Below are 25,635 nucleotides of genomic sequence, written 5' to 3' on the forward strand. Positions count from 1 at the left end.
GAGAACCGCCTCGAGGAGGATCATGGCAGCCCTGCCAGCACGGACGAGGTACCGCTACTCGCTCGGCTCGTTCGTCACCGGCGCCTTCGGCACGGTTCCCGGCCTGCTCCTCCTGAAGTACCTCACCGACACGATGGGCGTCGCGGCGGGCGTGGCCGGCCTGATCGTCTTCGTTCCCAAAGCGTGGGACGTGCTCTTCAACCCGATCGCGGGACGGCTCTCGGACGCGGACATGGTCCGCACCGGGAGCCGTCGCCGTTTCCTGCTCTACGGCGGCATCGGCGTCGCGGTTCTCTTCGCGGCCCTGTTCGCGCATCCGGGCTTCGGCGGCCCGGTTCCCGACGCGATCTACGTGATCGTCGTGTTCCTGTTGTGCGCCACGGCGTACGCCTTCTTCCAGGTGCCGTTCAACGCGCTGCCCGCCGAGCTGACCGACTCGGCCGAAGAGCGTACGAAGCTGACCAGCGTCCGGATCGGTTTCCTCGCGGTCGCCATCCTGGTGTCCGGTGGCGGCGCGCCCGCGATCACCGACCTCATCGGCGGCGTCGCCGGCTATCGGGTGATGGGTCTGTTCATCGCCGTGGTCATCCTGCTCGCGACGCTCGGCGTGTACTTCGGGCTCAAGGACGCTCCCGTCGGCGCGCTGCGGCCGAACACGGTGAGCCCGCGCGAGCTGCTCCGGACGCTGGCGCAGTGGCGGCCGTTCCGCTGGCTGCTCGGCGTCTACTTCATCCAGGCGCTCGGCATCGGCACGGTGCTGGCCGCCATCCCGTTCTTCGCCGAGCGGATCCTCGGCAGCTCCGGCTACTCGACGGTCCTGTTCGTCGGCTTCGTCGGTCCGGCACTGCTGACCATGCCGCTGTGGCCGAAACTCGGGGCGAGCGTCGGGAAACTGGCCGGATTCCGGATCGCGACCGCCGCGTTCGGGATCGGGCTGCTCGGTCTTCTCGGCGCGAAGGTGTTCCCGTTCCCCGTCACGATGGTGTTCGTCGCCTTCTGCGGCGTCGGGTACGCGGGGATCTCGGTGTTCCCGCTGGCGATCCTGCCGGACCTGATCAGCGACGAGGAGGAGCGGACCGGCGAGACCAGGGCCGGGGTCGCGGCCGGGGTCTGGACCGCGTCCGAGACGCTGGGGCTCGCGCTCGGGCCGGGGCTCTGGGGGCTGGTGCTGCAACTCGGCGGCTACCAGTCCAGCCTCGACGCCAAGGCCGCGCAGCCGGACAGCGCGCTCACGGCGATCCTGCTCGGCGCGTCGATCCTTCCGGCCGTGCTGATCGTGCTCGGCATCCCGCTGCTGCGCAAGTCGGTGCTGGAGCGCCGGCCGTGACCGCCGAGGACGTCCTGAAGGAGCTTCGGGAACTACGTGCGGGAGACCTGCCGACTCACGGCGGCCGGACGCTCGCGTACGTCTACGACAGCGGTCTGTCCGAAGTGGACGAACTCGGCGCGGCGGCGCACGCGCTGGCCTCGGCGGCCAACGGGCTCGACCCGACGGCGTTCCCGAGCCTGCTGCGGATGGAGAACGACCTCGTCGGCACGGCCGCCCGGTTGCTGGGCGGTACGGCGGACACGGTCGGCTCGGTGACGTCGGGCGGCACGGAGTCGTGCATGCTCGCGGTCCTGGCCGCCCGCGACGCGCGCCCGGACGTGCCCTCGCCGAGCATCGTGCTGCCCATGACCGCGCACGCCGCGTTCCACAAGGCCGCGCATTTCTTCGGCGTGCGTGTGGTTTCGGTGCCGGTCGATCCGGTGAGCTTCCGCGCCGTTCCCGAGGCGATGGCCGCGGCGGTCGACGACAGCACGGTTCTCGTCGTCGCGAGCGCGCCGTCGTACGCCCACGGCGTCCTCGACCCGATCCCGGAGATCGCCGCGTCGCTGGGCGGCGTCCGGTTCCACGTCGACGCGTGTATCGGCGGCTGGGTGCTGCCGTATCTGGGGCTCGGCCCGTTCGGGTTCGACGTCCCCGGGGTCACCAGTGTCTCGGTGGATCTGCACAAGTACGCGTACTGCCCGAAAGGCGTGTCGGTCCTCTTGCACGCCGACGCCGGGCTGCGTCGTTCGCAGTACTTCGCCAGTGCGGACTGGCCCGGCTACACGATGCTGAACACCACGCTGCAGAGCACGCGGTCCGGCGGTCCGCTCGCCGCCGCGTGGGCTGTCGTGCGGCATGTCGGCGAAGAGGGTTACCGCGAACTGGCTTCGGCGGCGCGTGAGGCGGCCGTCGAAATCCGCGCCGGGATCGAGGCGCTGGACGGCTTGCGGGTCCTCGGCGATCCGGTGTCGACCCTTCTCGCGTTCACCGTGGCGGACGGCGCCGGATTCGACCTGTTCACCGTCGCGGACGAGATGCGCGAGCGCGGCTGGTACGTCCAGCCGCAGTTCGCCCACGAGTCCTCGCCCGCGAACCTTCACCTGACGGTGACGGCCGCGAACCGGGGGAGCGAGAAGGATTTCCTCGCCGATCTCGCAGCCTCTGTCTCGTCCGCCCGGGAGGCCGGGCCGGTCGTCGTCGATCCGCAAGTGGCCGAGTTCGTCGCCGCGCTGGATCCCGCCACGCTGACGCCGGAGCAGTTCGCCGGACTGCTCGCCGCCGCGGGCCTCGTCGGCGACGCGGGCCTGCCCACCCGGATGGCGGAGATCAACGCCCTGCTGGCCACGGCGCCCGGTCCGCTGCGGGAGCGGCTGCTGCTCGAGTTCCTCGGCGCGTTGTACACGGCTTCCTGAACTTCCCTTGACGCAATCAGTCGGTTGCTATACAAAATTATAGCAACCGACTGATTGCTACTTGAGGAGGCTGTCGTGGGATTCCCCGACCGGATCGAACGCACCGTCGAGATCGCCCATTCGCCCGCGAAGGTCTGGGCCGCGCTGACCACGGCGGAAGGGCTGGGCACCTGGTTCGGCAACCAGGCCAGCATCGACCTGCGGCCCGGTGGCGACGCCGAGATGAAATGGGACGAGGGGCACAAGGCGATCATGCGCGTCGAGCGTGTGGAAGAGCCGGAGATCTTCGGCTTCACCTGGAACATCTACGGTCTGCCCGACGACGACCCTCGCCGTACCTACGTCGAGTTCACCCTCGCCCCGAACGGTGGAGGCACCCGGCTCACCGTCGTCGAGACCGGTTTTTCCCAGCTGCCGGACGACGTCCACCAGGTCGCGTTCGAAGGGAATACGAAGGGGTGGGCGGCCGAGCTGGGCGAACTGATCGAATACCTCGATGCCGCCTGACAACGAAGCGATCGCCGAACAGGTCTTCGTCGCCTTGGCCGACCCGAGCAGGCGGAGTATTCTCGCCGTCCTCGCCTCGGGCGGCCCGGCCACGGCGACCGACCTGGCGGACCGGCTGCCGATCACGCGGCAGGCCATCGCCAAGCACCTCGCGCTGCTCGCCGATGCCGGCCTCGTGATCTCGGAGCAGGGGGAGCGGCGTCGCGTCCGGTACCGGCTGCATTCGGCGCCGATGCAGGTCGCCCAGCAGTTCCTCGCCGCGCTCGCCCGCGATTGGGACGGGCCGCTCGCGGCGCTGAAAGACCATCTGGAGGGTTCAGCATGAGTTTCACCGAGGAGTCGGCGCGATGAACACAGTGTCCGCCGCGGAATGGGAAGAAGCGCGTCTTCGGTTGCTGGTCAAGGAGAAGGAGCTGGCCCGCGCCCGCGACGCGCTCGCGGCCGAGCGGCGGCGGATGCCGTGGCTCGCGATCGAGAAACCGTACGAGTTCGAGAGCCCGTCCGGGACGGTCAACCTCCTCGACCTGTTCGAGGGACGCCGCCAGCTGATCGTCTACCGGGCGTTCTTCGATCCCGGGGTGGAGGGTTTCCCCGACCACGCCTGCAAAGGCTGCTCGCTGGTCGCCGACCAGGTCGCGCACGTCGCGCATCTGAACGCCCGTGACACCACGCTCGCCTTCGCCTCACGCGGCACCCAGCCGGATATCGCGCGGCTGAAGACGCGGATGGGCTGGACGATGCCGTGGTACACGATCACCGGCGATTTCGACGTCGACTTCGGCGTCGGCGAATGGCACGGCACCAACGCCTTCATCCGCGAGGGTGACCAGGTGTTCCGGACGTACTTCGTCAACGGTCGCGGCGACGAGGCGCTGGGGGGCACCTGGGGCTACCTCGACATCACGGCGCTGGGGCGCCAGGAGGAATGGGAGGACTCGCCGGAGGGTCATCCGCAGACGCCGCCGTACGAGTGGTGGAACTGGCACGACGCTTACGAGGATTCCGCGTCGTCCGGTGGCGGGTGCTGCTCGGGGTCGTGAGCCTGGGTTTAGGGTCCGGCCGGTGGAGAGTCTGTTTCTGACCAGGGTGCTGGACGCGCTGCGTTCGGGTGGCGACGAGGTGCTGTTCGTCCAGGACGGCGTGAAGACCACCTACGGGCAGGCGTTCGAGCTGGTACGCCGGATGTACGCGGGACTGCCGGACGGCGGTGTGGTCGCCATCGACGCCGGCAACCGGCCCGAAACCGTCCTCCTGCAGATCGCCGCCCAGCTGCGGGGCTCGACGGTCCTGCTCGTCGCCGCGTCGGCGAGTGCGCCGGATCGTCTCGCCGCGGTCGAGGCGGCCGGGGTCACGACCCTGGTGGCCGAGCACGCGGCGGACTGGCCGGACGGGGTGACCACGCTCGGCGAACTGGTGGACCGTGACGGTGCCGACCCGGCGAGGCTGCCGGGGTCGGTCACCGTCGTCTTTCCCACCGGTGGCACCACCGGAACGCCGAAACTCATCCGGCACAGCGGGATCTACGACGGGATGGCCCATATCTTCGCGCCGGACCCGACGGGGCCGGGGCGCACCCTGCTGATCGCGCCGATGACGCATATGACCGGCAACGCCACCGTGCTGGGGGCGATCCTGCGGCGGGAAAGCGTGGTGCTGCTCCGGGGCTTCGACGCGGGCGCCGTCCTGGACGCGATCGCGGAACACCGGATCACCACGTTGTCCCTCACGCCCGCGCGGCTGGCCGCGGTGCTCGACCATCCGGCCATGACGTCGACCGATGTCGGCAGTGTGCGCGGGCTGTCGCTGGGTGCCGCCCCGCTTCCGCCGCGGCGGCTGGCTCAGGCACTCGACGTGTTCGGGCCCGTGGTCGGGCAGGGATACGGGCTCACCGAGGCGCCGATGATCGCGAGCATCTCCGCGGCGGAACTCGACGGGCGGCCGGGCCGGCTCGAATCCGTCGGCCGGATCGTCCCCGGCATGGAGGCGCGGATCGACGACGGGGAGGTCCTGGTGCGCGGACTGTCCATGATGGACGGTTACCACGGGCAGGCGCCGATCGGGGACGGCTGGCTGAGGACCGGTGATCTCGGACGGTTCGACGACGAGGGGTATCTCTACCTGCTGGACCGGGCGAACGACGTCATCATCACCGGTGAGCACGGCACCAAGGTGTACTCGACCGTGGTCGAGCACGCGCTCGCGCGGCACCCGCTGATCCGTTCCGTTGCCGTTTTCGGTGTGCCGGGTGACGACGGCGAGGGTGAGCGGGTCCACGCCGTGGTGGTGCCGGTCGCTTCAGGAGCGCTGTCGGCCGAAGACGTCCGCGTCCATGCCAGGGAGTTCTTCGGTCGGGAGCATTTCGTACCGTCCGATGTGGACTTCGCCGAGGCGCTGCCGCTGACGGCGATCGGCAAGGTCGACAAGCGGGCACTGCGGGCGCCGTTCTGGGCCGCGCACCGCCGCGGCATCGCCTGAGCCGGGGGAACTCGGTCGGGTGAGAACGTCGCAGGACCACTACGACGACCACTGACCTCATACGTAGTGAGCGGCGAGGGCAGTTCCGTTGAGGGGTAAGGCAACTGTGTCGTGTTGCGAAAGCCACTTTCACAACCTTCAACGTTGTGAAAGTGGCTTTCGCAACGTTGAAGGAGCCGCTAAGTCGCGGAAGTGCCCATTACCTAGTCCGTGACCGTACTTGCCGCAGGCAAGTCAGTGGACGTGGACCGCTTCCCACTCCGGAAACGGATCCACGCCGCCCGAACCGACGGCCAGACAGGCCTCAAGCGAGTCCAGCAGCGCGTCCTTCTCCAGCCCCACACCGATGAACACCAGTTCCTGCCGCGGCGCCTCCTCGACACCCTGCGGCTCGAACCGGGCCACCGAACCGGCCTGCGACCACAACCCGGTCACCCCGGGTCGCGACGCCAGCGAGAAGAACCCCTTCGACCGCAGGACCGTCCCGAACTCCCCGGTGTCGAGCCGCTCGAGAAAGTCCCACAGCCGTTCCGGATCGAAAGCCATCGAGGCGCGGAAGACGACGCTGGAGATCCCGTACTCCTCCGTCTCCGGTACGTGATCACCGTTGAGTTCCGCCACCCACCCGGGTGCCTCCTGCGCCCGCTCGATGTCGTAGCGCCCGGTGCCGAGCACCCGGTCGAGCGGGACTCGGCCGTGGGTCGCGACGACGACCTCGGCGGCCGGGTTGAGCCGCCGCAACACCGCCGTCAGCCGGTCGAGCGAACCGCCCGGGACCAGGTCCGCCTTGGTCAGCAGGAGGACGTCCGCGAACTCGATCTGGTCCATCAGCAGGTCGCTGACCGTCCGCTCGTCCCCGTCGTACTGGTCCAGCCCGCGTTCGGTCAGCGCGTCCCCGGTGGTCAGTTCCCGCTCGAAGTTCACCGTGTCGACCACGGTCACCATCGTGTCGAGCCGCGCGGAATCCAGAAACGAGAACGTCGCCGCCACCGGCATCGGCTCGGAGATGCCGCTCGATTCGATGAGCAGGTAGTCGAACCGTCCGTCCTCACACAGTCGCGAAACCTCCTCCAGGAGGTCGTCGCGCAAGGTGCAGCAGATGCAGCCGTTGGTCATCTCGACGAGCCGTTCCTCGGTACGGGACAGGCTGTTCCCGTCCCGCACCAGCGCGGCGTCGATGTTGACCTCGCTCATGTCGTTCACGATCACCGCCACCCGCAGCCCGTCGCGGTTGGCGAGGACGTGGTTGAGCACGGTCGTCTTGCCCGCACCGAGGAAGCCGGACAGCACCGTGACGGGCGTCGTCACGCCCCACCCTGGTGAAAGTGTTTCATCAGCTTGCGCGGCACGAGTTTCGTCTCGCCGTTCACCTTGATCGGCACCAGATCCGGCACGGCGGCCTTCCACTGCGAACGACGGGACCGGGTGTTGCTGCGCGACATCTTCCGCTTCGGGACGGCCATTACTTCGACCCTCCGCGACGGCCGTAGCGGCGGTGGAACTTCTCGACCTGGCCGGCGCTGTCCATGATCCGCTGGTTGCCGGTCCAGAACGGATGCGACCACGAGCTGATCTCGACGTTCACCAGCGGGTAGGTGTTGCCGTCGCTCCACTCGATGGTCTGCTCCGACGTGGCGGTGGAGCGGGTCAGGAAGGCGTCCCCGGTGGAGAGGTCCTTGAACACCACAGGGTGGTAGTCGGGGTGGATACCCGGTTTCACTGCGTTTCGTCCTTTCGGTTCGACGCGTTCACGTCGTGCTTCTCGGGGTCGGTTTCCGTGTCCTCGCACGGTTCTTCGTGCCACTCGCCGAACGGATCCGGATAGCGGAGCCATTCCTGTTCCCCGGCGGCGAGTTCTTCCTCGGTCAGCAGGGCCCCGTTCAGGGCGGCTTCGATCTCGTCGGGGGTGGCCTGATCGGTGACGACGACCAGTTCCTGCGCGCGGTCGCCGAAGAGCGGGTCCCAGCGCAGGGACGCGAGGGTGCGTCGTTCGGGGGAGACGGCGGCCCAGTCCGGACCGTCCGGGGCGGCGAGCCACGGCCCGGCGTGCCCGACGCCGAGACCGCCGCCCGCGGATTCGATCCACAGCGCCATGTCCGGCTGGCTCGCCACCCAGAGCCGTCCCCGGGTGCGGACGACGCCGTCGAGCAGGACGTCGATCGCGTCGTGGAGGCGCTCCGGGTGGAACGGGCGCTGCGAGGTGAAGGTGAGCAGCCCGATCCCGCAGTCGGTGTGCAACGGCGGCTGGCCGCGCAGCAGCGGGCCGTGCATGTCGGTGACCTCGCCGCGCCGGGCATCGGCCGGGACGGCGTCGAGCACGGTCTTCCCGTCCACAGAGGACAGTTCGACGCGCGGGATCGACGGCGCGACGCGGTCGAGCACGGCCGAAGCCTTCGCCGCAGACCAGGCGTCGGTCGCCGCTCCGGCGAGGACGAGCAGATCGGCGAACTCGACCTGGGACAACGCGACCTGCGCGAGGGTGCGCTCGTCCTCGGGGCTGGCCGGCAGGTTCCGCTCGGCGAGCGTGTCGTCGCCGGTGCTGTCGGCCAGCCAGCCCGCGCAGTCGACGACCGTCAGCACGGCCCGCAGGTCGACGTCCTCGATCACCGGCCGCTCGCCGACGAGGACGTTGTGCAGCGCCCAGCTGACCGGCTCTGGCTCCATCGCCTCGTCGAGCCGCACCACGATCCGCCGCACCCGCGGCATCTGCGAGAGCTTGCGCAGCAACGGCAACAGGTCTTCGCGCAACGTGCACGACACGCAGCCGTGCGCCAGTTCGAGCACCGTCAGCTGGTCGCGGTCGCCGAGCCGGATCCGGCGCCGGACCACACCGGAGTGGATCTGCCTCAGGTCGTGATGCACCACGGCGGTGCCGGGTTCGGCGAGGCGCAGCCGCTCGGCGAGGTCGGCGTTCGGTCCCGGTGCGAGGCCACTGATCAGGACGAGGGGCACGCGGGGGTTGTCGGTCACTGAAGCTCCGGGGCGTCGAGGGCGTTCTGGTTCGGCTGTGTAGAGTAAATGAAAACGACAACCGATATCAACTCGGGAGGGTGTATGTCCGCCGTGTGCCAGGTCACCGGCCGCAAACCGGGCTACGGGAAGCAGGTGTCGCATTCGCATCGGCGCACGTCCCGGCGCTGGGAGCCGAACCTGCAGGCCAAGCGGTACTTCGTGCCGAGCGAAGGGCGCTGGGTCCGGCTGCGGGTCTCGGTGAAGGGCATGAAGACCATCGACAAGCGGGGGATCGAGGCCGTCGTGGCCGAGCTCCGCGCGAAAGGGGTGAAGCTCTGATGGCCAAGAGCACCGACGTCCGGCCGATCATCAAGCTCCGCTCGACCGCCGGCACCGGCTACACCTACGTCACCAAGAAGAACCGCCGGAACGACCCGGACCGCATGGTGCTGCGCAAATACGACCCGATCGCGCGCAAGCACGTCGAGTTCAAGGAGGAGCGCTGATGGCCAAGAAGTCCAAGATCGCCAAGAACGAGCAGCGCAAGGTCGTCGCCGCCCGCTACGTCGAACGGCGTCGTGAGCTGAAGGCCACCATCGCCTCGCCCTCCGCGTCGCCGGAGGAGAAGGCCGCCGCCGTGTCGGCCCTGCAGGCGATGCCGCGCGACGCCAGCGCGACGCGGATCCGCAATCGCGACGCCGCGGACGGCCGCCCGCGCGGTTACCTGCGGAAGTTCGGGCTCTCGCGGGTCCGGATGCGGCAGATGGCGCACAACGGCGAACTGCCCGGCGTCACGAAGTCGAGCTGGTGAGCACGATGGCCAAGCCGAACCGCGACCGTCCGTACAAGCGCAAGACGAACCTGTTGCACGCCAACAAGATCACCGAGGTGGACTGGAAGGACGCCGACCTGCTGCGGAAGTTCATCTCCGACCGAGGCAAGATCCGCGCCCGCCGGGTCACCGGGCTGACGCCCCAGCAGCAGAAACAGGTCGCCACGGCGATCAAGAACGCCCGCGAGATGGCGTTGCTGCCCTACCCCAACGCGGGGCGCTGACGCCGCCGGTCCGGGCGGTGCGACGCGCCGCCCGGACCGCGTCGCTGTGGGAGAATCGGCCCCATGACGGAGAACCCCGGACAGGCCGAGGAATTCGATCCCGAACTGCTGGAGTTGTGGGCCAAGGTGTTCGGCTTCGCCCGCTCGGGCGCGACGGCCGAGCTCGCCGCGTACGTCGACGCGGGGGTCTCGGCGAACCTCACCAACGACCGGGGCGACACGCTGGTCATGCTCGCCGCCTACCACGGTCACGCGGAGACCGTCGCGGCGCTGATCGAGCGCGGCGCCGACCCGAACCGCGAGAACGACCGCGGCCAGAGCCCCCTCGCCGGCGCGGTCTTCAAGAACGAGCCCGAGGTCGTGAAGGCGCTCCTCAAGGGCGGCGCGGACGCGACGGCGGGGGAGCCGTCGGCGATCGACGCGGCCAAGATGTTCGGCAACACCGAGCTGCTGGAACTGTTCGAGCGCTGAGGCGGTTCTCACTCGGATCGCGGTCCGGGGCGCTGAATCCTTACACTGCCCCGCATGGATGACCCGCATTACCTCTCCGGCCTCGACCTGGCCGGCCGTCGTGTCGTGATGATCGGTGGCGGGACGGTCGCCCAGCGCCGCCTGCCACGGTTGATCAGCGCCGGCGCGCGGGTCGAACTGGTCTCGCCGCACACCACGCCGTCGGTGAGCGCCATGGCCGACGCCGGCGAGATCGTCTGGCACGAACGCCGCTACACCGAGGGCGACCTCACCGACGCCTGGTACGCGCTGGCGTGCACGAACGACTCCGAGGTCAACGCCGCCGTCTGCGCCGAGGCGGAACGCGCGCGGGTGTTCTGCGTCCGCGCCGACGACGGGGATCTCGGCAGCGCGGTCACCCCGGCTTCCGGCAGGCACGGCGGGCTCCTGGTCGGCGTGCTCTCCGGTGGTGAGCCGCTGCGTTCGGCCACCGTCCGGGACAGCGTCCTCGACGGCCTCCGGGCCGGTACCGTCGCCGACGGCCGGGTGCCGGACGCCCATGACGAGCTTCCGGGCGTCGCCCTCGTGGGCGGCGGCCCCGGTGACCCGGAACTGATCACCGTGCGCGGCCGCCGTCTCCTCGCCAGGGCGGACGTCGTCGTCGCCGACCGGCTGGCCCCGCGCGAACTGCTCGACGAACTCGCGCCCCACGTCGAGATCGTCGACGCCGCGAAGATCCCGTACGGCCGCGCCGCGAGCCAGGACGTGATCAACTCCACCCTGATCGAGCGGGCCAAGGCCGGGAAGTTCGTCGTGCGGCTCAAGGGCGGCGACCCGTACCTGTTCGGCCGCGGCTTCGAAGAAGTCCTCGCCTGCGCCGAAGCGGGTATCCCGGTGACCATGGTCCCCGGTATCACGAGCGCGTTCTCCGTTCCCGCCGCGGCGGACGTCCCGGTGACCCACCGCGGCGTCGCGCACGAGGTCGTCGTGGTGTCCGGTCACGTCGCGCCGGACGACGAGAAGTCGCTGGTGGACTGGGATCAGCTGGCGAAGATGCGCGGCACGATCGTGCTGATGATGGGTGTCGAGCGGCTTCCGTTGTTCGCCAAGGCGCTCCAGGCCGGGCGGCCGGGCGACACGCCGGTGGCGATCGTCGAGGACGGCACCATGCGCACGCAGCGGGTGCTCCGCTCCACTTTGGACAAGGTGGTCGAGGACGCGGCGGCGGCCGGGGTGCGGCCGCCCGCGGTGATCGTCTTCGGCCCAGTGGCGGGGCTGGCTCAGCCTTCGTAGCCGGTGTCCGAGACGTAGAACCAGTCGGCCCCGTCGTCGCCGGGTGTGTCGAGGTGCTCCGCGCGGACCAGCCCGGCCCGTAGTGCCACCCGCTGCGACGCGACGTTCTCCGGCCGGACGCGGGCGATCACGAGGTCGTCCGGCCGGTGGACGCGGGCCCAGTCCACCGCCGCGGTGGCGGCCTCGCCGGCGTACCCGGAACCCCAGGAAGCGGGGAACAGCCGGTAGAAGAGGTTCAGGACCGGGCGGCGCCGGAAACCGACGATCTTCACTCCGCAGAACCCCAGCGTCTCGGCCGAGTCGTGGGGCCGGATCGTCCAGTAGCCGAAGCCGTACCGGTCCCACTGGTGCGACCAGCGGAGCAACAGCAGCTCCGCGTCTTTGCGTGTCTCCAGCAGATCCGACGGGTTGTGTGCGCAGGCCTCGGGATCGGTGTGGAGGGCGAAGATCGCGTCGAGGTCGCCGGGGCCCGGACGACTCAGGCGCAGACGCCCGGTCCGCAGCTCTTCCGCGCCCACGTCCCGGGTCGGGGCCGGCTCAACGGTCATGACAGCGCGCGGAGAAGTCGGCGATGGTGTCGGTCAGGCGGGTCGGATCGAACCGCAGTTCGACCGGGCTGCGGGCCTGGACGAACTCGGCCGCCGGCATGTCCGCGGCCAGGGTGTCCGCGTCGCCGAAGGGGTGGATCGGGTCGCGTTCGTGCCCGATGACCAGCGCCGGCGTCTCGATCTTGCACCGGATCGACTTGGGCGGCGCGATCCGGCCGAAGAGCACGCCGTGCAGGAGCGCGGCCATCGGCGCGGGCTGCTGGGACAGCGTGTCGGTGACGACGTCGACCCACTGGTTGCCGTGCGGGACGAGTTTCGCCGCCAGCGCCACCCCCTGCACGGTCACCGGCAGGAACCGGGCGGCCATGAGCAGCGGCGCGAACGTGATCAGCCCGGCGACGATCGCGTTGTCCAGCACGGGCATCTCGACGACCAGGCCGAGCGCGCGTTCCGGCGCGGCGACGCCGACTTCGAGCGCGACGTTGGCCCCCAGCGACGTCCCGCCGATGACGGCGGCCTCGATCTCCAGGTGGTCGAGCAGCGCGACGGTCTGCTCGGCGAACGCGGGCATCGAGTACAGCCAGGAGTCGGTGGGCCGGTCCGAATCGCCGTGCCCGAGCAGGTCGAGGGTCACCGCCCGGAAACCGGCGCGGGCCAGCCTGCGGGCGAGCGGGGCGTGCATCCGCCTCGTCAGCATGATGCCGTGGGTGAGCACGACCACCCGGTCGCCGGAGCCGAACTCGGTGTAGGCGAGCCGGTGACCCTCATGGGTGAAGGATCCCGAGAGCTCGATCGGCCGGGAGGACCGTTCCCGGCGCCGTCCAGGGGTCGGCGCGGGCAGGTCGGCGACCGCGGTGGCGCTGCTGGCCGGGCTCATATCCCACCGTCCTTCGTCGATCGTCGGGTACTCGCCGGTAGTACTCGCTGGTACCAGGAAAGCATCTCAGGCGCGGCCGGGCACAGTGGCCGTTGGCAGCCTGTCAATCACATGAGTCAAGATGACCCCATGACCGCTACAGCTGACAGTCTTCCCGATCTCGTTTCGCTCAAGGTGGAGATCGACGGGCACGTCGCCGAAGTGACGCTGCTCGGTCCGTCCAAGGGCAACGCGATGGGCCCCGATTTCTGGCGCGAGCTGCCGATCGTCTTCCGCGCGCTCGACGCGGACCCCCAGGTCAGGGCGGTCGTGCTGACCGGGAGCGGCAAGCACTTCTCCTACGGGCTCGACCTGCCCGCCATGATGCCCAGCTGGGGCGAAATGCTCGGCGGCGACGCGCTCGCGGGCCCGCGCACCAAGTTCCTCGACGAGGTCCGGACCCTCCAGGCGAGCGTGTCCTCGGTCGCGGAATGCCGCAAACCGGTCATCGCGGCCATTTCCGGCTGGTGCATCGGTGGCGGTGTCGACGTGATCGCGGCCGCGGACATCCGGCTGGCGAGCGCCGACGCGAAGTTCAGCGTGCGCGAGGTCAAGGTCGCGATCGTGGCCGACCTCGGCAGCCTCCAGCGGCTCGCGCCCATCATCGGCGAGGGACACCTGCGCGAACTGGCCCTGACCGGCAAGGACATCGACGCCGCCCGCGCGGAGAAGATCGGCCTGGTCAACGACGTCTACGCGGATCAGGACACTCTGCTGGCCGAGGCCCGCGAGCTGGCGTCGGAGATCGCCACGAACCCGCCGCTGGTCGTGCAGGGCACCAAGAACGTCCTGTCGGCCAACACCGAACGTCAGGTCGCGGACGGCCTGCGTTACGTCTCGGCCTGGAACGCGGCCTTCCTGCCCAGCAAGGACCTCGGCGAGGCCGTGCAGGCCTTCCTCGAGCGCCGCGCGCCCGAGTTCAAGGGAGAGTAGAAAGAACCGGCGGCCCAACCAGCGGACCAGGAGGACGATCGTGAGCGCTTCGGAGGCATACCGCACGTTCCGCGAGGCACGGGACTATCTGCAGGCCCATCGCGAGGACTACGAAACCGCCTATCGGGACTTCACCTGGCCCCGGCCCGCCGAGTTCAACTGGGCGCTCGACTGGTTCGACGTCGTCGCGGCCGATCCGGCCAATCAGGACCGGTACGCGCTGTGGATCGTCGAACAGGACGGCATCGAGAACCGCTGGACCTATCCGGAGATGGCGCGGCGATCGAACCAGGTCGCGAACTGGCTGCGCTCGCTCGGCGTGGCCAGGGGCGACCGGCTGATCCTGATGCTGGGCAACCAGGGCGAGCTGTGGCAGACGATCCTCGCCGCGATCAAACTGGGCGCCGTCATCATCCCGGCCTCGACCCTGCTCGGCCCGGCGGACCTCACCGACCGGGTCGAGCGGGGCGCGGCGAAACACGTCGTGATCCGGTCCGTCGACGCGCACAAGTTCGAGAACGTCGAGGGCGACTACACACGCATCGCCGTCGGTGAACCGGTCGAGGGCTGGCGGTCCTTCGTGGACGCCTACGAGGAAGCGGACACCTTCACGCCCGACGGACCGACGGCGGCGGAAGACCCGCTGTTGCTGTACTTCACCTCGGGGACCACCGCGAAGCCGAAACTGGTGCAGCACACGCAGGTCTCGTACCCGGTCGGCCATCTGTCCACAATGTACTGGATCGGCCTGGAACCGGGCGACGTCCACCTCAACATCTCCTCGCCCGGCTGGGCGAAACACGCGTGGAGCAACGTCTTCGCGCCGTGGAACGCCGAGGCGACGGTGTTCCTCTACAACTACGCGCGGTTCGACGCGGTCTCGCTGATGGCGCAGATGGAACGCTGCGGTATCACCAGCTTCTGTGCCCCGCCGACGGTGTGGCGGATGCTGATCCAAGCGGATCTGACCGTGCTCAAGACGCCACCGAGCAAGGTGGTCGGCGCGGGCGAACCGCTCAACCCCGAAGTGATCGACCAGGTCGAAAAGGCTTGGGGTGTCACGATTCGCGACGGTTTCGGGCAGACGGAGAGCAGCGTCCAGATCGCCAACACGCCCGGACAGGACGTCGTGCCGGGGTCGATGGGCCGTCCGCTGCCCGGGTTCACCGTGGCGCTCGTGGACCCCGTGACGGGGGAGCGCGCGCAGGAGGGCGAGATCTGCCTGGACCTCGCCAAGCGGCCGGTCGGGCTGATGGCCGGATACGCCGACGACGAGGAACGCTCCGCCGCGGCGTTCGCGAACGGCTTTTACCACACCGGCGACGTCGGTTCGATCGACGAACGCGGCTACATCACCTACGTGGGCCGGACGGACGACGTCTTCAAGGCGTCGGACTACCGGATCTCGCCGTTCGAGCTGGAAAGTGTCCTGCTGGAACACGAGGCGGTCGCCGAGGCGGCGGTCGTCCCGGCGCCGGACCCGATCCGGCTCGCGGTCCCGAAGGCCTACGTCGTCCTGGCGAACGGGCACGAGCCCACGGCCGACACCGCGGTGTCCATCCTGGCCTTCTGCCGGGAACATTTGGCCCCGTACAAGCGAATCCGTCGGCTGGAGTTCACCGACCTGCCGAAGACGATCTCCGGCAAGATCCGCCGCGTCGAACTGCGCGGACGCGAAAACGAAGCCGACGGCCGGCCGGCGGGGGAGTTCCGCGAAGAGGACTTTCCCCAGCTGAAGGGCTGACCTCCGACGGCGGACACACGTGATCAGGCGGACGACACGCGTGTCTAGGCGGACGACACGGCTGGGAGCCCGCCTCAGGCCGTGTCGTCCGCCTGATCACGAGTGTCGTCCGTCCAATCACGCGTGACGGTCAAGGCAGGCGTGTGGGTCGAACGACCCACAGCGCGGTAGGAGGAACCGCGTTAGCATCCTCGGCAGTGAATCGTTGACAACCCGTGGGGGTCACGGGTCTCACCTTCCCTGCTTTGAAAGGTGTTCCTGTCATGCGCATTCGTTTCCTCCTGCCGATGCTCGCCCTGGTGGCCGGGCTCGGTACCGCGGTGGCCACCCCGGCCGCCGCCGATCCAGGCCCGGTGACAGCGGGCGAAGTGTCCGTCGCCGACGCCTGCTACTCCTGGGGACGCACGTTGTCGGAAGGCGCGTCCGGTGAGGACGTCCGGCAGCTGCAGATCCGTGTGGCCGGGTACCCCGGTTACGGTGGCGTGCTCGCCCTCGACGGCCAGTTCGGCGCGGGGACCAAGGCCGCGGTCACCCGCTTCCAGCAGGCGTACGGGCTGGGCGCGGACGGCATCGCCGGTTCGGCCACGTTCTCGAAGCTCTACGCGTTGCAGGACGACGACTGCACGCCGATCAACTTCACCTACGCGGAACTGAACCGGTGCAACTCCGACTGGTCGGGCGGCAACGTCCCACCGGCGACGGCGAAGGCCAACGCGCTGGTCTCGATGTGGAAGCTGCAGGCGATGCGGCACGCCATGGGCGACCGGCCGATCGACGTCAACGGCGGGTTCCGCAGCGTCGCCTGCAACAACGCGGTAGGCGGCGCGACCAACAGCCGTCATCTCTACGGTGACGCCGTCGACCTCGGCGCCGGCTCGCAGGGCTTCTGCGGACTGGCGAAGCAGGCCCGTAACCACGGGTTCGCCGAGATCCTCGGGCCGGGCTACCCCGGCCACAACGATCACACGCACGTGGCACACCGGTCGACGCGGTTCTGGTCGGCGTCCTCCTGCGGGATCTGAGTCACTCCCAGCGCCACAGCGACGGCGGCCGTCCTCCCTTGGGGAGGGCGGCCGCGTGTTCGGTGGTACGCCGCAAACCGGGGACCCGCTCCATCGTCCGGCCGAGGTTGGCCGGATACGGGCGGTCCCCGGTCAGCGCTTCGGTGGCGTCCAGCGCCTGTGCCGTGGTGAAGATCGGTCCCAGCAGCCCGGCGGTGAAGGCGGCGTCCCGCCACAGCCGTTCGGCCAGCATCGGACGGCAGTCGGCGACGATCCGGTCGTGGTCGAAGGCCAGCGGCGGGATCTCGTCCAGCGGCGCCCAGACGACGTTCCCCGGGACGTCGAGCGCGGGATTCACGGTGGCCCACAACGCGATGGAGAGCGTGGGGCCACGCGGGTCACGGTTCGGCTCGTCGAAGGTGGCGAGCTGTCCGGTCGCCGAGACCGCGTCGGACGGTAGGCCGAGTTTGCCGACCACTGCCCGGCTCGCCGCCTCCCGCAGCCGTTCCCCGAGCCCGAGCAGCACTCCGGGCAGGGCGAGTTCCCCTTCGAACGGCTCGGCCGCACGCGGCGCGATCCCCAACAGGACGTTCCTGGTGCCGGGGGCGAACCGCACCACGAGCACGTCAACGGACACCGGCGTCGAATCGATCACGCGTTGATTGTCGACCGTGCCTCCGCGACGCGGTAACCGGCCCTGTCCGGGCCGTACCCCATGACGGCCACCGGCAGCCGTGCGCCGAACCACGCCAGCGGATCCGGCAGGTCGACGGCGGGGGAGCCGTCACGGGGCACGACCTTCAGCCCGGTCGCGTCGAGATGGGTCACCGCGAGCGCGTCCACGCCGTCGCAGGCCGCGATCGCGTAGTCCAGCAGGGCCGCGTCGAGATGCCCTGCTCGCCAAGCGCCCTGGAATTCGCCGGTTTCGTTGTGCCGCTCCGGGAACCGGGCGAGTACGGCGGCGGATTCGGTCGGCAACGGTCCCGCGCCGTGCCGGGTGAGGTACGTCCGCGTCACCCCCACGACGGTGTGCGGGCGCCGGCCCAACAGGGTGCGCGCGTTGTGCGGCGTGGTCGTCGACCAGGTCGTGTGCGGATGGAACCCGTGGTACTGGTCGAGGAGAGCCCCCTGCGCTCCCTCGAACACCAGCCGCCCGGAATCCGCCAGCCGCCCCGTCTCGTCCCCGTCGGTGATCCGCACCGCGCCCGCGAAATCGCGGTACAGCGCCACCAGATCGTCGACGCTGTGCGGCGGCGTGGCCAGCGGCGCGTAGAACCGCGCGAGCGCGTCCAGTTTGCGCCGCAACACCGACGGCCGGGCGCAGTCGGCGACCGTGGGCGCTTCCCCCGGCGTCCCGATCACCTCCTGGCTCTCCACCACGTCCCCCGGCACGGCCCCGGGCAACAGCGAGTACCAGACGGTCTCGCCGATGCCCTTGCCACACGAACCGTGCCGGTTCATGCCACGGGCCTCCTCCCTGGCCCGGTTGGCGTGGATGTGGAACGGCGTCGTGAGCAGAGCCCGGCCGTCCACACTCAGCAGCGAAAGCGGATTCCGGACGCCGACCGCTTCGAGCCGCCGAGCTTCCGCGGCCAGCGCGAACGGCTCGACGAGCACGAACCGCGACAGATGGGTGGGCACGCCGGCGAACGTGCCCGCCCCGAACTGGCTGAAGGTGTGGTGCCGCCCGTCCACGACGACGTTGTGCGCGGCCTGCGCGCCCCCGTTGAAGCGGACCACCGCGGTGGTGGGCCGGGCGGCGCAGAGCGTGTCGACCACCGCGCCCTTGCCTTCGTCGCCGAAGCCGAGCCCGACCACCACCACGTGACCATCCAGGAGAGTCATCGCAGCACCACGTCGCTCGGCCCGCCGGCCTCGGGCACCGCCGAAGTGACGACCGATTTGGTGCCCAGCTTCGCCAGCGCCTTGCCGACCGCCTTGCTTTCGGCGACCGAACCGACGTCCGCGAGGTCGGCGAGCGCCCGGTCGACGTCGACCACCCGCTCTTCCAGCCCGATGGTGGCGGCGATCAGTTCGCACACCGCGCCCGGGTCGTCGAGCTTCAGGAAGTTCTGGCCGAGCAGCTCGCTCCAGTGCTCGCCGATCTGCGGGTCGTTGTAGTACGAAGACTGGTTCGGCAGCACGAAGTAGACGTGCCACTTGCGCGCCAGCTCCCGGTACACCGAGGCCGGGTCGATGTCCTCCCGTACGTCGTCGCCGATCACCCGGCGGATGTGGCGGGCCTCCAGCGCGGGCTTGTTCAGCTCGTCGCCGATGATGAACAGATAGCCCTTGCGGCCGCGGTTCTGCCACGCGTCGGTCACCACGTGCCGCGCCATGAAGTACGCGGCCAGCTCGTAGGACTCGCTCTTCTGCCCGCCGCCACCGCCTTCGAGGAACATCGTGCGCAGCTGCTCGTCCATCCGGTTGTCCGATTCGAACTGTCCGACCTGCAACGGAACCCGGTCGCTGTCGGCGTCGCCGATCGCGCCGAACAACACCTGCGGGTCGGCCAGGTAACCCCGGCGCTTCAGCAGGCCGTGCAGCTTGCCGAGTTTGCCCTGCATGATCCGCGGCACCCGGCGCATCGAACCGGTGACGTCGAACAGCACCGCGATCGGCGTCGAATCGCTGTGGTCGGCCGAATCCCGGCATTCCCGCACGGCGTTCAGCGGGTCCAGCGCGGGCGCGACCTTCCATTCCTTCGCGGGCTTGGAACGGAGATCGGCGGTGTAGCCGAAATCGTCCTCACCCTGGGCCGCGCGGAAGGTCTTCGCGGCGGCGTAGGCGTTGTCGTCCCAGTGTCCGTGTCCCATGGTCAGGCTCCTGTCTCGGGGATGATGAACGGTCGGAAGGTGCGAGGGCCGTACAGATCGGCGAGCAGCTCGTCGTACTCGTCGAGCAGATCGGCGGCCTCGGGTCGTTGTGCCGGGATCTCCTGGAGACACCACTTGGCGAATTCGCGCTGGCGGGTTTCGCCCGGTGCCAGGAGGCCCAGCATCATGCTGTGGAGCATGTGGACGTCGGTGGCCGCGGTCATCGGCTGTCCTTTGTGGACTTCCGGTGGATAGCGGACGGATTTGTCCGCCGCCAGCGGGAGCGCACCGTCTTCGACGGCGAACGACCAGCCGGCCACGACGATGCCGTGCTGTCCGGGATGGACGAGCACGTTGTCCGCGGTGAGATGGCCGTGGACGACACCCGCCCGGTGCGCGCCTGCCACGGCACGCAGGAGGCGACGGTGCATCCAGGCGTAGTCGCGGCCGTCGAGCCCGCCGGGGAAGGCCTTCCCGATGTCGGCGAGGGTGAGGAAGCCGTCGACGAGCGGGTCGAGAACGCTGAACGCGCGGTCGCCCCTCGCGACCGGCCCCGACGTGTCGAGCAGTCGCGGGTAGTAGGGGCGGAGCCACCGATGCCGTTCGGTGAAGCCGTCCAGCGCGCGCAACGCCTCCCATTCGGCGTGGATCAGCGGATTGAGCGCCGGATCGCGGACGAGTTTGACCAGATGCGGGCCGGTGGTCCGGTACGTCGTGGCGACACTGCCCACCGCGTGCGGTGCGACGAGGGTGTAGGCCGACGTCGCCGTGGTGACCGTCTGCCGCCGGGCCCGCTTCCACTCGTCGTGGAGGCGGTTGAGCGTGGCTGCCGCGCGGTGGGCCCGCGCGTCGCCGGGGTTGCGGTCGGGGTGGAGCACGGCCGCCAGTTCGCGGTAGCGATGGCGGGCGAACAGCGCGGCCGGGCCGTTCGCGTCCTCGACCGCCTTCATGGCGTCTTCCCTGGTGAGCATAGTTTGAGTCTAGACGACTCTTACTTTGCTTCGCAAGGGGGTGGGTACAAATCCCGTGCCGGTCGGCTGCCTCTGTCACTAGGCTCGGTGGGCCGGACAGGGGGGTGTTGGTGGTCTTACGGGAACAGGATCGGCAAGCCGGGCAGTGGACGAACGCGATGATCATCGCGTTCGTGATCGGGATCGTCTGGGGCTCCGTCGCGGCCTTCGCCGGACGATGGGCCGTCGAAGGGTCGGCCGGCACTTACGACGTGCGCGCGGTGATCTCCGAGTGGAACTCCAAGACCACCGAAGGGCAGAACGGCCCGCATACCGGCTACGAGGTCCTGGCGATCACCGAAGACGGCCGCGCGATCGAACTGCCGACACGAGATGCGTTCGGCCTCGCCGATCCGGTGGTCGCCCGGCTTTCCTCGGTGACGGACAGGGTGTTGTCCGTGCGTGGGGCCGCTCGCGTCGTGGAAGCCCATCATCCGTGGGAGAAGATCACGGCGATGTCCCTCGGCTTGGCGCTCCTGGTGTTCGCGGCCGTCGTGCTGTGCAGACTGGCGAGACCGGGGGTGGCGCGGAAGGCGCTGCCGTTCCTGGCCGGGCTGGCCTTCGCCGCGTTCGTGGTGCTGACACCGGTCGGGTTCGGCGGGACGGCCTATCGCGAGGCGGCCGACCCCGTCCCGAATTTCTGGGAGCACCGTCGCGACTTGTGGGGGCCGCCGCCGGTGTTCGCCCGCGGACAGACCGCCGTATCCGGGGAATCGGCCGTGCGCGTGCTCGACGGCTGGCCTGGAGCGCCCAGCGGAGCCGAGGCTTGGTTGAGCGGATTCCACGTCCTCACGTTGCGGATCGAGGCGTCCCGCCTCGGTGACACCGCACTGGAGCTGTCGGCCGACGAACACGGTGAGCCGGAACGGGTCAAGGACTGCGCGGGCGCTCCCGGTGCTTTCGACGGCACCACGGGGCTCGTCTGTTTCGTGGTCCCGCCCGGATACCGGCCCGAGTACCTTCTCGTCGGCAAGCTCGACCGGGAAGTCCTGCTGAAGCTCCAGTGATCGACGAAAGGACTCCAGTGCCGGAAGAAGCGCGGAAATCCGGAGTTCTCTCCTCGGTGCTTTCGGCCGTTGTCCCTTTTCTGCTGATCTTCGGTGTCGTCGGGGGCTTCCTCGGTTCCGGCATCGGTGAATTGAGCACCGGCGAGGACGTCGCGGTCACCGAGATCTCGGGCTGTACGTCGGAGGGATCCGCGGTGAACGGCCAGACCCCGTACTGCTCCGGGAAATGGCGCTTCGCCGACGGTCGTACCGGCGGCGGCCGGATCCTGGGCGAGGACATCTCGGCGGGTGACACGGTTTTCGCCGGTGACGGGTTCGCCTATCGGTCGCGATCGCCGTTGATCCGGAAGATCTCCGCGGGCGGCGCGCTGGGTCTCCTCCTGGTCGGCATGGTGATCGTGGGCGTCGTCCTGTACCGGTTGGACGCGGGCAAGCGGCGACGTGAGGGTCCTCGAGAGTAAGGCAAAGGTGGCGTGTTCGCGGGAGCGGCCAGGGGTGGGGTGCTGGCTCCCTTCACTGTCTCCGATGCGCTGAAAGGAGCTTTCGGCGCTGGTCCTGAGTGGCGTTTCGGGTCAGGGCCAGGAGCGTCTTGGGTACCTGCAGGATTGCCGCGGCTGATCGCGGGTCCGGTAGTGAAGGCCTCCTTGCCTACCCTGAAGGTAGCGAAGGAGGCCTTCACTACCTTCCGGGTCGCCGCTGTGGCCCCAGATACACCAGCGGCCACAGTGGCCGCGTGTGAAGGACCCCTTCCCCAGTACAGAGGGCACGACCACATGGACGAGCCCGTCGGTGCCCGCCGCCTTGGGGTTCCGCTCAAGAGCCGTGCGCGAGCCTCACGTCCGGACACAGTGGACTGTGGTGCGAACGACCGACAGGACTGGGCGGGGAACTGCTCTACGGTGTCCGCACAGCGCGCGCGATCCGCCCGCGGCTGAGCATCAAGAGGAGAACTCTCCACCGTGAAGCACGTCCGCACCATCTCTTTGTTCACCGCCGGATTCGCCGCTCTCGCACTGACCGCCTGTGGCGCCAAGGCCGAGCAGCCCGCCGAGGCGGCCAAGCCCGCCACGCCGTCGGTCACCCAGCCCGCCTCGCCGACCACCGCCGACGGCCACACCAGTCCCGGAATGCGGCTCAAGTTCGGCGAGCGCGCGCTCGTCCCGGTGGACTACAACAAGGAGAGCTTCGGGACCGTCGCGCTCACGGTGACGGCGATCGAAGAGGGGAAGGCCGCCGACCTCAAGGGGTTCGACCCCGAGCAGATCGCCGGTGTCACGCCGTACAACATGCGGTACACCGTCGAATTCGTGAAAGGCGACGACCTGTCCGGTGTCCCGCTGGCCTTGCGCGGGCTGCTTTCCGACGGCAAGCAGGGCGGTACGGCCCTGGTGGGCAAAACCGCCGACTGCGGCAAGGTGACCGCACCACGGGACGGCGGGTTCTCGAAACCGGGACAGAAGTTCGAGGCCTGCACCATGTACGGCGCCAAGGGTGGCGAGAAGATCTCGTTCGCCGCCTTCAACTTCGGTGACGCCTACCGCAAGACCCCGATCGTCTGGGGCAGCTGACGCTCAGGAGCGGGTCGCTTCGATCTGGCGCTCGTCCTCGGTAGAGCAGCTCGTCACCGGATCGTTCGGCCCGCTCCCGCAGGTCCATGCCCCGACGACGACCGGGCCCGGCCCCTGCGGTGACGCCGCTTCGGCGGGCGTCAGCTTGGCGAAGTAGTCCGTGAGCACCTGTGTCGCTTCGGCGCAGTCCGTCTTCCCTCGGACGACGACCTTGTTCTTCGCGCCCTGGAACCCGGTGACGTCCCCGCAGGGTGAACCGGCGAGAGCCTGGTCGGCCGAAGGGGCGGGGGAGGGTGACGGCGCGGCCGAGGGCGCGGGATCGGCGCCGCAACCGCTCAGCAGGACGACGGCGAACGCGGCGGGAAGCACGGCGAGGCTCTTCATGGGCCCTTCTTCTCGGGGATGGTTCATTCGACGGGGACGACGGCGGCGAACACGTTCTGCTCGCCTTTGCTGCAACTGGTGCCGCCTTGGGCGGCGGGAGCTCCGGAGACGCACAGCCAGCCGTCCACGGTCTCGCTGACCGGTTCGTCCGAGCCCGCGGACTGGCGTCCGGCGATCCTCTTGTGGAACGAATCGACGATCCCGGTCGCCTCCGCGCAGGAGACACCGGGCCCGTTGAGCACCTGCAAGGTCAGCCCGCTCGCCGCGGTCACCGTTCCGCAGGAACCCTGTACCGGTTCAGCGGGTTTCGGTTCGGGGGCGGGAGTCGGGGCGGCGGACGGACTCGGCGCGGTTTGCGACGGGATCGGCGGTACCGAAACGCTGGACGCGCTCGTGGGGATCGCGGGCGATGAGACCGGCGTCGAAGTGACAGGCGGTGGCGGCGCTTCGCCCGAACAGGCGGCGAGCGATCCGGCGACGGCGCAGACCGCGAACAGGCGCCGCCACGTTCCCGTGGTCGTCGAGACGGGCAAGGCGATCCTTTCGTCGGCCGGTCGTGGCCGGCCCATTCTGACCCGGCCGGGCCCGATGTCGTGGCATTGAGCCACGTTCGGTTCGCGGGAGGCTATCGCGGCCCCGCCGCCGCGATACGCGAGGACCGCCCAATCACTGTCCACTGTGGACAATTAATATGCCGTTCACGGCGCGGCAACACCCTGCTGTCGTCGCGAACCGATCGGACGAATCCGGCGCCGAGCCGTTAACGCGCGGCCCCGTTCTGCCGAAAAGACAAGTAGCGCTCCGGCGTGTCCCAGTCCCCGTCACCGAAACCGTGAGAGCGATGAAGACCGACGAACAGACCGACCCCGCGTCACCCCAGGCCACCGCACCGGCGAGCACGGAGCTTCCCCCGACGGCCCCGTGCACCGTCGTCTGGTGTGGCGGCCGCCCGTACGTCCTGGAGAACTCGGCGGGCCACCATCGCTGGATGGGCACCGACCACCGAGGCAGGCCCGTGGCGCTGACCAGTGCGGACCTGCAACGCCGCGGCTGGACGCACACCCGGGCCAGCTGACGCGGGAGGACGTGGGCGCCACTGGCTAGGCTGAGCGGGTGAGTACGCCCCCCGAACCGAGCGTGACCAGCGAAGAGCCTCCCCTGCTGCGGCAGGCCCTGAACGTCCCCAACATGCTTTCCATCCTCCGGCTCGCCGGAGTGCCGGTCTTCCTGTGGCTGCTCCTCGGCCCGAAGGAGGACGGCTGGGCGCTCGCGCTGCTCGTGTTCAGCGCGCTCACCGACTGGCTCGACGGCAAACTCGCCCGCTGGCTCAACCAGATGTCGCGGCTCGGCCAGCTGCTCGACCCCGCCGCCGACCGGCTCTACATCCTCGCGACCCTCATCGCCTTCCTGATCCGCGACATCATCCCGTGGTGGCTGGTGGTCCCGCTGGTCGTCCGGGAGGCCGTCCTCGGCGTCTGCGTCCTGCTGCTGCGGCGCCGGGGGTTCGCCCCGCCGGAGGTCACCTACATCGGCAAGGGCGCCACCTTCGTGCTGATGTACGCCTTCCCGTTCCTGCTGCTCACCCAGGGCGGCTCCGACATCGCCGCGATCGCCCGGCCGATCGGCTACGCCTTCACGGCATGGGGTGCGGTCCTGTACGTCTATTCAGGCGTGCTGTACGTCGTGCAGACCGTTCGGGCGTTGCGCTCGGCCGCTCCCGGCGTGTCGCGGGAGGCGCCGGGCGCGTGACCCGGCGGGATGCGAAACTTCGCGCGTCGGTTTCGAGTGAGGGCATCAGAAAGGGGAGCGGCGTTGTCCACTCCAGAAGAACTGCGGTACACCGAGGAGCACGAGTGGGTCTCCGTGCGCGACGGCGGGCTCGTGCGCGTGGGCATCACCGAGTACGCCCAGGACCAGCTCGGTGACGTGGTGTTCGTCGAACTGCCCGAGGTCGGCAAGCAGGTCGGCTCGGGCGACGCGTTCGGCGAGGTCGAGTCGACCAAGAGCGTCTCGGAGCTGTTCGCCCCGCTCGACGGCGAGGTGGTCGCGGTCAACGACGCGGTGACCGAATCGCCCGAGCTGATCAACAGCGACCCGTACGGCGAAGGCTGGCTGATCGAGCTCCGTCTCGACGACGCGAGCTCGGTGGAATCCCTGCTGGAGGCCGAGGCGTACCAGGCGCTGATCAAGGAATAGCCGCAGGCCGTGGCCCTTCGGGAAGAGTAGGGGGAGCCGCGGGCCGGAGATTCGA

Annotated in this window: 33 protein-coding genes; 22 read left to right on the top strand and 11 right to left on the bottom strand. The window is 69.5% G+C overall.

Annotated elements, in window-relative coordinates:
- The first annotated feature begins 22 nt into the window (after nucleotides 1-22).
- The 6 genes from ACSMFO_RS01530 (at nucleotide 23) to ACSMFO_RS01555 (ending at nucleotide 5,706) form a co-directional block, all read left to right on the top strand.
- Nucleotides 23-1,327 carry an MFS transporter gene (locus ACSMFO_RS01530; RefSeq protein ID WP_436456520.1) on the top strand — a complete coding sequence of 435 codons (1,305 nt, stop codon included), beginning with the start codon at nucleotides 23-25 and terminating at the stop codon, nucleotides 1,325-1,327.
- A complete protein-coding gene (locus tag ACSMFO_RS01535) occupies nucleotides 1,324-2,724 on the top strand; it encodes a pyridoxal phosphate-dependent decarboxylase family protein (RefSeq protein WP_436456522.1) in 1,401 nt (466 codons plus the stop codon). The genes ACSMFO_RS01530 and ACSMFO_RS01535 overlap by 4 nt, the downstream gene beginning before the upstream one ends.
- 75 nt (nucleotides 2,725-2,799) lie before the next feature.
- Nucleotides 2,800-3,231, top strand: a complete 432-nt coding sequence (locus ACSMFO_RS01540) for an SRPBCC domain-containing protein (RefSeq protein ID WP_436456523.1) — start codon at nucleotides 2,800-2,802, stop codon at nucleotides 3,229-3,231.
- The gene (locus ACSMFO_RS01545) at nucleotides 3,221-3,556 is read left to right on the top strand and encodes an ArsR/SmtB family transcription factor (RefSeq protein WP_436456525.1); all 336 of its coding nucleotides are present in this window, start codon (nucleotides 3,221-3,223) and stop codon (nucleotides 3,554-3,556) included. Before ACSMFO_RS01540 ends, ACSMFO_RS01545 begins: the two co-directional genes overlap by 11 nt.
- A gap of 22 nt (nucleotides 3,557-3,578) precedes the next feature.
- Entirely contained in the window at nucleotides 3,579-4,271 is a 693-nt protein-coding gene (locus ACSMFO_RS01550; protein ID WP_436456527.1) for a DUF899 domain-containing protein, read from the top strand.
- A 22-nt stretch (nucleotides 4,272-4,293) separates the two neighbouring features.
- Nucleotides 4,294-5,706 carry an AMP-binding protein gene (locus tag ACSMFO_RS01555; protein ID WP_436456529.1) on the top strand — a complete coding sequence of 471 codons (1,413 nt, stop codon included), beginning with the start codon at nucleotides 4,294-4,296 and terminating at the stop codon, nucleotides 5,704-5,706.
- A 234-nt stretch (nucleotides 5,707-5,940) separates the two neighbouring features.
- Here ACSMFO_RS01555 and ACSMFO_RS01560 read toward each other — a convergent pair whose 3' ends face one another.
- Genes ACSMFO_RS01560 through mrf form a run of 4 tightly spaced genes read right to left on the bottom strand, consistent with a single transcriptional unit; the run spans nucleotide 5,941 to nucleotide 8,676 of the window.
- On the bottom strand, nucleotides 5,941-7,014 hold the full coding sequence (locus ACSMFO_RS01560) for a GTP-binding protein (RefSeq protein WP_436456530.1): 1,074 nt from the start codon (nucleotides 7,012-7,014) through the stop codon (nucleotides 5,941-5,943).
- On the bottom strand, nucleotides 7,011-7,169 hold the full coding sequence (gene rpmF, locus ACSMFO_RS01565) for a 50S ribosomal protein L32 (RefSeq protein WP_038514106.1): 159 nt from the start codon (nucleotides 7,167-7,169) through the stop codon (nucleotides 7,011-7,013). Before rpmF ends, ACSMFO_RS01560 begins: the two co-directional genes overlap by 4 nt.
- Entirely contained in the window at nucleotides 7,169-7,426 is a 258-nt protein-coding gene (locus tag ACSMFO_RS01570; RefSeq protein ID WP_034306403.1) for a type B 50S ribosomal protein L31, read from the bottom strand. The genes rpmF and ACSMFO_RS01570 overlap by 1 nt, the downstream gene beginning before the upstream one ends.
- Nucleotides 7,423-8,676, bottom strand: a complete 1,254-nt coding sequence (gene mrf / locus ACSMFO_RS01575; RefSeq protein WP_436456532.1) for a ribosome hibernation factor-recruiting GTPase MRF — start codon at nucleotides 8,674-8,676, stop codon at nucleotides 7,423-7,425. The genes ACSMFO_RS01570 and mrf overlap by 4 nt, the downstream gene beginning before the upstream one ends.
- Before the next feature lie 84 nt (nucleotides 8,677-8,760).
- On the opposite strand from mrf, the gene rpmB reads away from it, so the two are divergent.
- The 6 genes from rpmB (at nucleotide 8,761) to cobA (ending at nucleotide 11,457) form a co-directional block, all read left to right on the top strand.
- On the top strand, nucleotides 8,761-8,997 hold the full coding sequence (rpmB, locus tag ACSMFO_RS01580; protein WP_005149951.1) for a 50S ribosomal protein L28: 237 nt from the start codon (nucleotides 8,761-8,763) through the stop codon (nucleotides 8,995-8,997).
- Nucleotides 8,997-9,164, top strand: a complete 168-nt coding sequence (gene rpmG / locus ACSMFO_RS01585; protein ID WP_240598784.1) for a 50S ribosomal protein L33 — start codon at nucleotides 8,997-8,999, stop codon at nucleotides 9,162-9,164. The genes rpmB and rpmG overlap by 1 nt, the downstream gene beginning before the upstream one ends.
- Nucleotides 9,164-9,469 (top strand): 30S ribosomal protein S14, encoded by a 306-nt coding sequence (rpsN, locus tag ACSMFO_RS01590; RefSeq protein WP_016334058.1) that lies wholly within the window; start codon nucleotides 9,164-9,166, stop codon nucleotides 9,467-9,469. Before rpmG ends, rpsN begins: the two co-directional genes overlap by 1 nt.
- Nucleotides 9,466-9,714, top strand: coding sequence for a 30S ribosomal protein S18 (rpsR, locus tag ACSMFO_RS01595; protein WP_038514098.1), 249 nt, complete (start codon nucleotides 9,466-9,468; stop codon nucleotides 9,712-9,714). Before rpsN ends, rpsR begins: the two co-directional genes overlap by 4 nt.
- Before the next feature lie 63 nt (nucleotides 9,715-9,777).
- A complete protein-coding gene (locus ACSMFO_RS01600; protein WP_436456535.1) occupies nucleotides 9,778-10,185 on the top strand; it encodes an ankyrin repeat domain-containing protein in 408 nt (135 codons plus the stop codon).
- A 54-nt stretch (nucleotides 10,186-10,239) separates the two neighbouring features.
- Nucleotides 10,240-11,457: a uroporphyrinogen-III C-methyltransferase gene (gene cobA, locus ACSMFO_RS01605; protein WP_436456537.1), complete on the top strand. Its 1,218-nt coding sequence runs from the start codon at nucleotides 10,240-10,242 to the stop codon at nucleotides 11,455-11,457.
- Here the strand turns inward: cobA and ACSMFO_RS01610 are convergent.
- Both ACSMFO_RS01610 and ACSMFO_RS01615 read right to left on the bottom strand, forming a co-directional pair.
- Nucleotides 11,445-12,005 (bottom strand): GNAT family N-acetyltransferase, encoded by a 561-nt coding sequence (locus ACSMFO_RS01610; protein WP_436456539.1) that lies wholly within the window; start codon nucleotides 12,003-12,005, stop codon nucleotides 11,445-11,447. The genes cobA and ACSMFO_RS01610 overlap by 13 nt on opposite strands.
- On the bottom strand, nucleotides 11,995-12,882 hold the full coding sequence (locus ACSMFO_RS01615; RefSeq protein WP_436456541.1) for an alpha/beta fold hydrolase: 888 nt from the start codon (nucleotides 12,880-12,882) through the stop codon (nucleotides 11,995-11,997). Before ACSMFO_RS01615 ends, ACSMFO_RS01610 begins: the two co-directional genes overlap by 11 nt.
- A gap of 129 nt (nucleotides 12,883-13,011) precedes the next feature.
- Between ACSMFO_RS01615 and ACSMFO_RS01620 the strand changes: the two genes are divergently transcribed.
- From ACSMFO_RS01620 to ACSMFO_RS01630, 3 genes are all read left to right on the top strand, one after another.
- Nucleotides 13,012-13,854: a crotonase/enoyl-CoA hydratase family protein gene (locus tag ACSMFO_RS01620; RefSeq protein ID WP_436456543.1), complete on the top strand. Its 843-nt coding sequence runs from the start codon at nucleotides 13,012-13,014 to the stop codon at nucleotides 13,852-13,854.
- A 40-nt stretch (nucleotides 13,855-13,894) separates the two neighbouring features.
- On the top strand, nucleotides 13,895-15,598 hold the full coding sequence (locus ACSMFO_RS01625) for an AMP-binding protein (protein ID WP_436456545.1): 1,704 nt from the start codon (nucleotides 13,895-13,897) through the stop codon (nucleotides 15,596-15,598).
- Between the two features lie 263 nt (nucleotides 15,599-15,861).
- The gene (locus ACSMFO_RS01630; RefSeq protein ID WP_073842789.1) at nucleotides 15,862-16,620 is read left to right on the top strand and encodes a D-Ala-D-Ala carboxypeptidase family metallohydrolase; all 759 of its coding nucleotides are present in this window, start codon (nucleotides 15,862-15,864) and stop codon (nucleotides 16,618-16,620) included.
- A gap of 1 nt (nucleotide 16,621) precedes the next feature.
- On the opposite strand, the gene ACSMFO_RS01635 is transcribed toward ACSMFO_RS01630, so the two are convergent.
- The 4 genes from ACSMFO_RS01635 to ACSMFO_RS01650 are packed head-to-tail and all read right to left on the bottom strand — an operon-like array spanning nucleotide 16,622 to nucleotide 20,386.
- The gene (locus ACSMFO_RS01635) at nucleotides 16,622-17,254 is read right to left on the bottom strand and encodes an NUDIX hydrolase (RefSeq protein WP_436456546.1); all 633 of its coding nucleotides are present in this window, start codon (nucleotides 17,252-17,254) and stop codon (nucleotides 16,622-16,624) included.
- Nucleotides 17,251-18,444, bottom strand: a complete 1,194-nt coding sequence (locus ACSMFO_RS01640) for an adenylosuccinate synthetase (RefSeq protein WP_436456547.1) — start codon at nucleotides 18,442-18,444, stop codon at nucleotides 17,251-17,253. Before ACSMFO_RS01640 ends, ACSMFO_RS01635 begins: the two co-directional genes overlap by 4 nt.
- Entirely contained in the window at nucleotides 18,441-19,415 is a 975-nt protein-coding gene (locus ACSMFO_RS01645) for a hypothetical protein (protein ID WP_436456548.1), read from the bottom strand. The genes ACSMFO_RS01640 and ACSMFO_RS01645 overlap by 4 nt, the downstream gene beginning before the upstream one ends.
- A gap of 2 nt (nucleotides 19,416-19,417) precedes the next feature.
- Entirely contained in the window at nucleotides 19,418-20,386 is a 969-nt protein-coding gene (locus ACSMFO_RS01650; RefSeq protein WP_436456549.1) for an adenylate cyclase, read from the bottom strand.
- A gap of 110 nt (nucleotides 20,387-20,496) precedes the next feature.
- Between ACSMFO_RS01650 and ACSMFO_RS01655 the strand changes: the two genes are divergently transcribed.
- From ACSMFO_RS01655 to ACSMFO_RS01665, 3 genes are all read left to right on the top strand, one after another.
- Nucleotides 20,497-21,432, top strand: coding sequence for a hypothetical protein (locus ACSMFO_RS01655; protein ID WP_436456551.1), 936 nt, complete (start codon nucleotides 20,497-20,499; stop codon nucleotides 21,430-21,432).
- 17 nt (nucleotides 21,433-21,449) lie between these two features.
- On the top strand, nucleotides 21,450-21,893 hold the full coding sequence (locus tag ACSMFO_RS01660; protein ID WP_436456552.1) for a hypothetical protein: 444 nt from the start codon (nucleotides 21,450-21,452) through the stop codon (nucleotides 21,891-21,893).
- Between the two features lie 498 nt (nucleotides 21,894-22,391).
- Nucleotides 22,392-23,000 (top strand): hypothetical protein, encoded by a 609-nt coding sequence (locus tag ACSMFO_RS01665; protein WP_436456554.1) that lies wholly within the window; start codon nucleotides 22,392-22,394, stop codon nucleotides 22,998-23,000.
- Nucleotides 23,001-23,003: 3 nt separating this feature from the next.
- On the opposite strand, the gene ACSMFO_RS01670 is transcribed toward ACSMFO_RS01665, so the two are convergent.
- Nucleotides 23,004-23,384 carry a hypothetical protein gene (locus ACSMFO_RS01670; protein ID WP_436456556.1) on the bottom strand — a complete coding sequence of 127 codons (381 nt, stop codon included), beginning with the start codon at nucleotides 23,382-23,384 and terminating at the stop codon, nucleotides 23,004-23,006.
- Between the two features lie 18 nt (nucleotides 23,385-23,402).
- Between ACSMFO_RS01670 and ACSMFO_RS01675 the strand changes: the two genes are divergently transcribed.
- The 4 genes from ACSMFO_RS01675 to gcvH all read left to right on the top strand — a co-directional run bounded on the left by ACSMFO_RS01675 (nucleotide 23,403) and on the right by gcvH (nucleotide 25,580).
- Nucleotides 23,403-23,987 carry a hypothetical protein gene (locus tag ACSMFO_RS01675; protein ID WP_436456557.1) on the top strand — a complete coding sequence of 195 codons (585 nt, stop codon included), beginning with the start codon at nucleotides 23,403-23,405 and terminating at the stop codon, nucleotides 23,985-23,987.
- Nucleotides 23,988-24,225: 238 nt separating this feature from the next.
- The gene (locus tag ACSMFO_RS01680; RefSeq protein WP_016334075.1) at nucleotides 24,226-24,459 is read left to right on the top strand and encodes a hypothetical protein; all 234 of its coding nucleotides are present in this window, start codon (nucleotides 24,226-24,228) and stop codon (nucleotides 24,457-24,459) included.
- A 38-nt stretch (nucleotides 24,460-24,497) separates the two neighbouring features.
- Nucleotides 24,498-25,133, top strand: coding sequence for a CDP-alcohol phosphatidyltransferase family protein (locus ACSMFO_RS01685; RefSeq protein WP_436456559.1), 636 nt, complete (start codon nucleotides 24,498-24,500; stop codon nucleotides 25,131-25,133).
- A 63-nt stretch (nucleotides 25,134-25,196) separates the two neighbouring features.
- Nucleotides 25,197-25,580 carry a glycine cleavage system protein GcvH gene (gene gcvH, locus ACSMFO_RS01690; RefSeq protein WP_005150021.1) on the top strand — a complete coding sequence of 128 codons (384 nt, stop codon included), beginning with the start codon at nucleotides 25,197-25,199 and terminating at the stop codon, nucleotides 25,578-25,580.
- Nucleotides 25,581-25,635: the final 55 nt, after the last annotated feature.

Source organism: Amycolatopsis sp. w19 (genome assembly GCF_051373225.1).
Lineage (GTDB): Bacteria > Actinomycetota > Actinomycetes > Mycobacteriales > Pseudonocardiaceae > Amycolatopsis > Amycolatopsis japonica.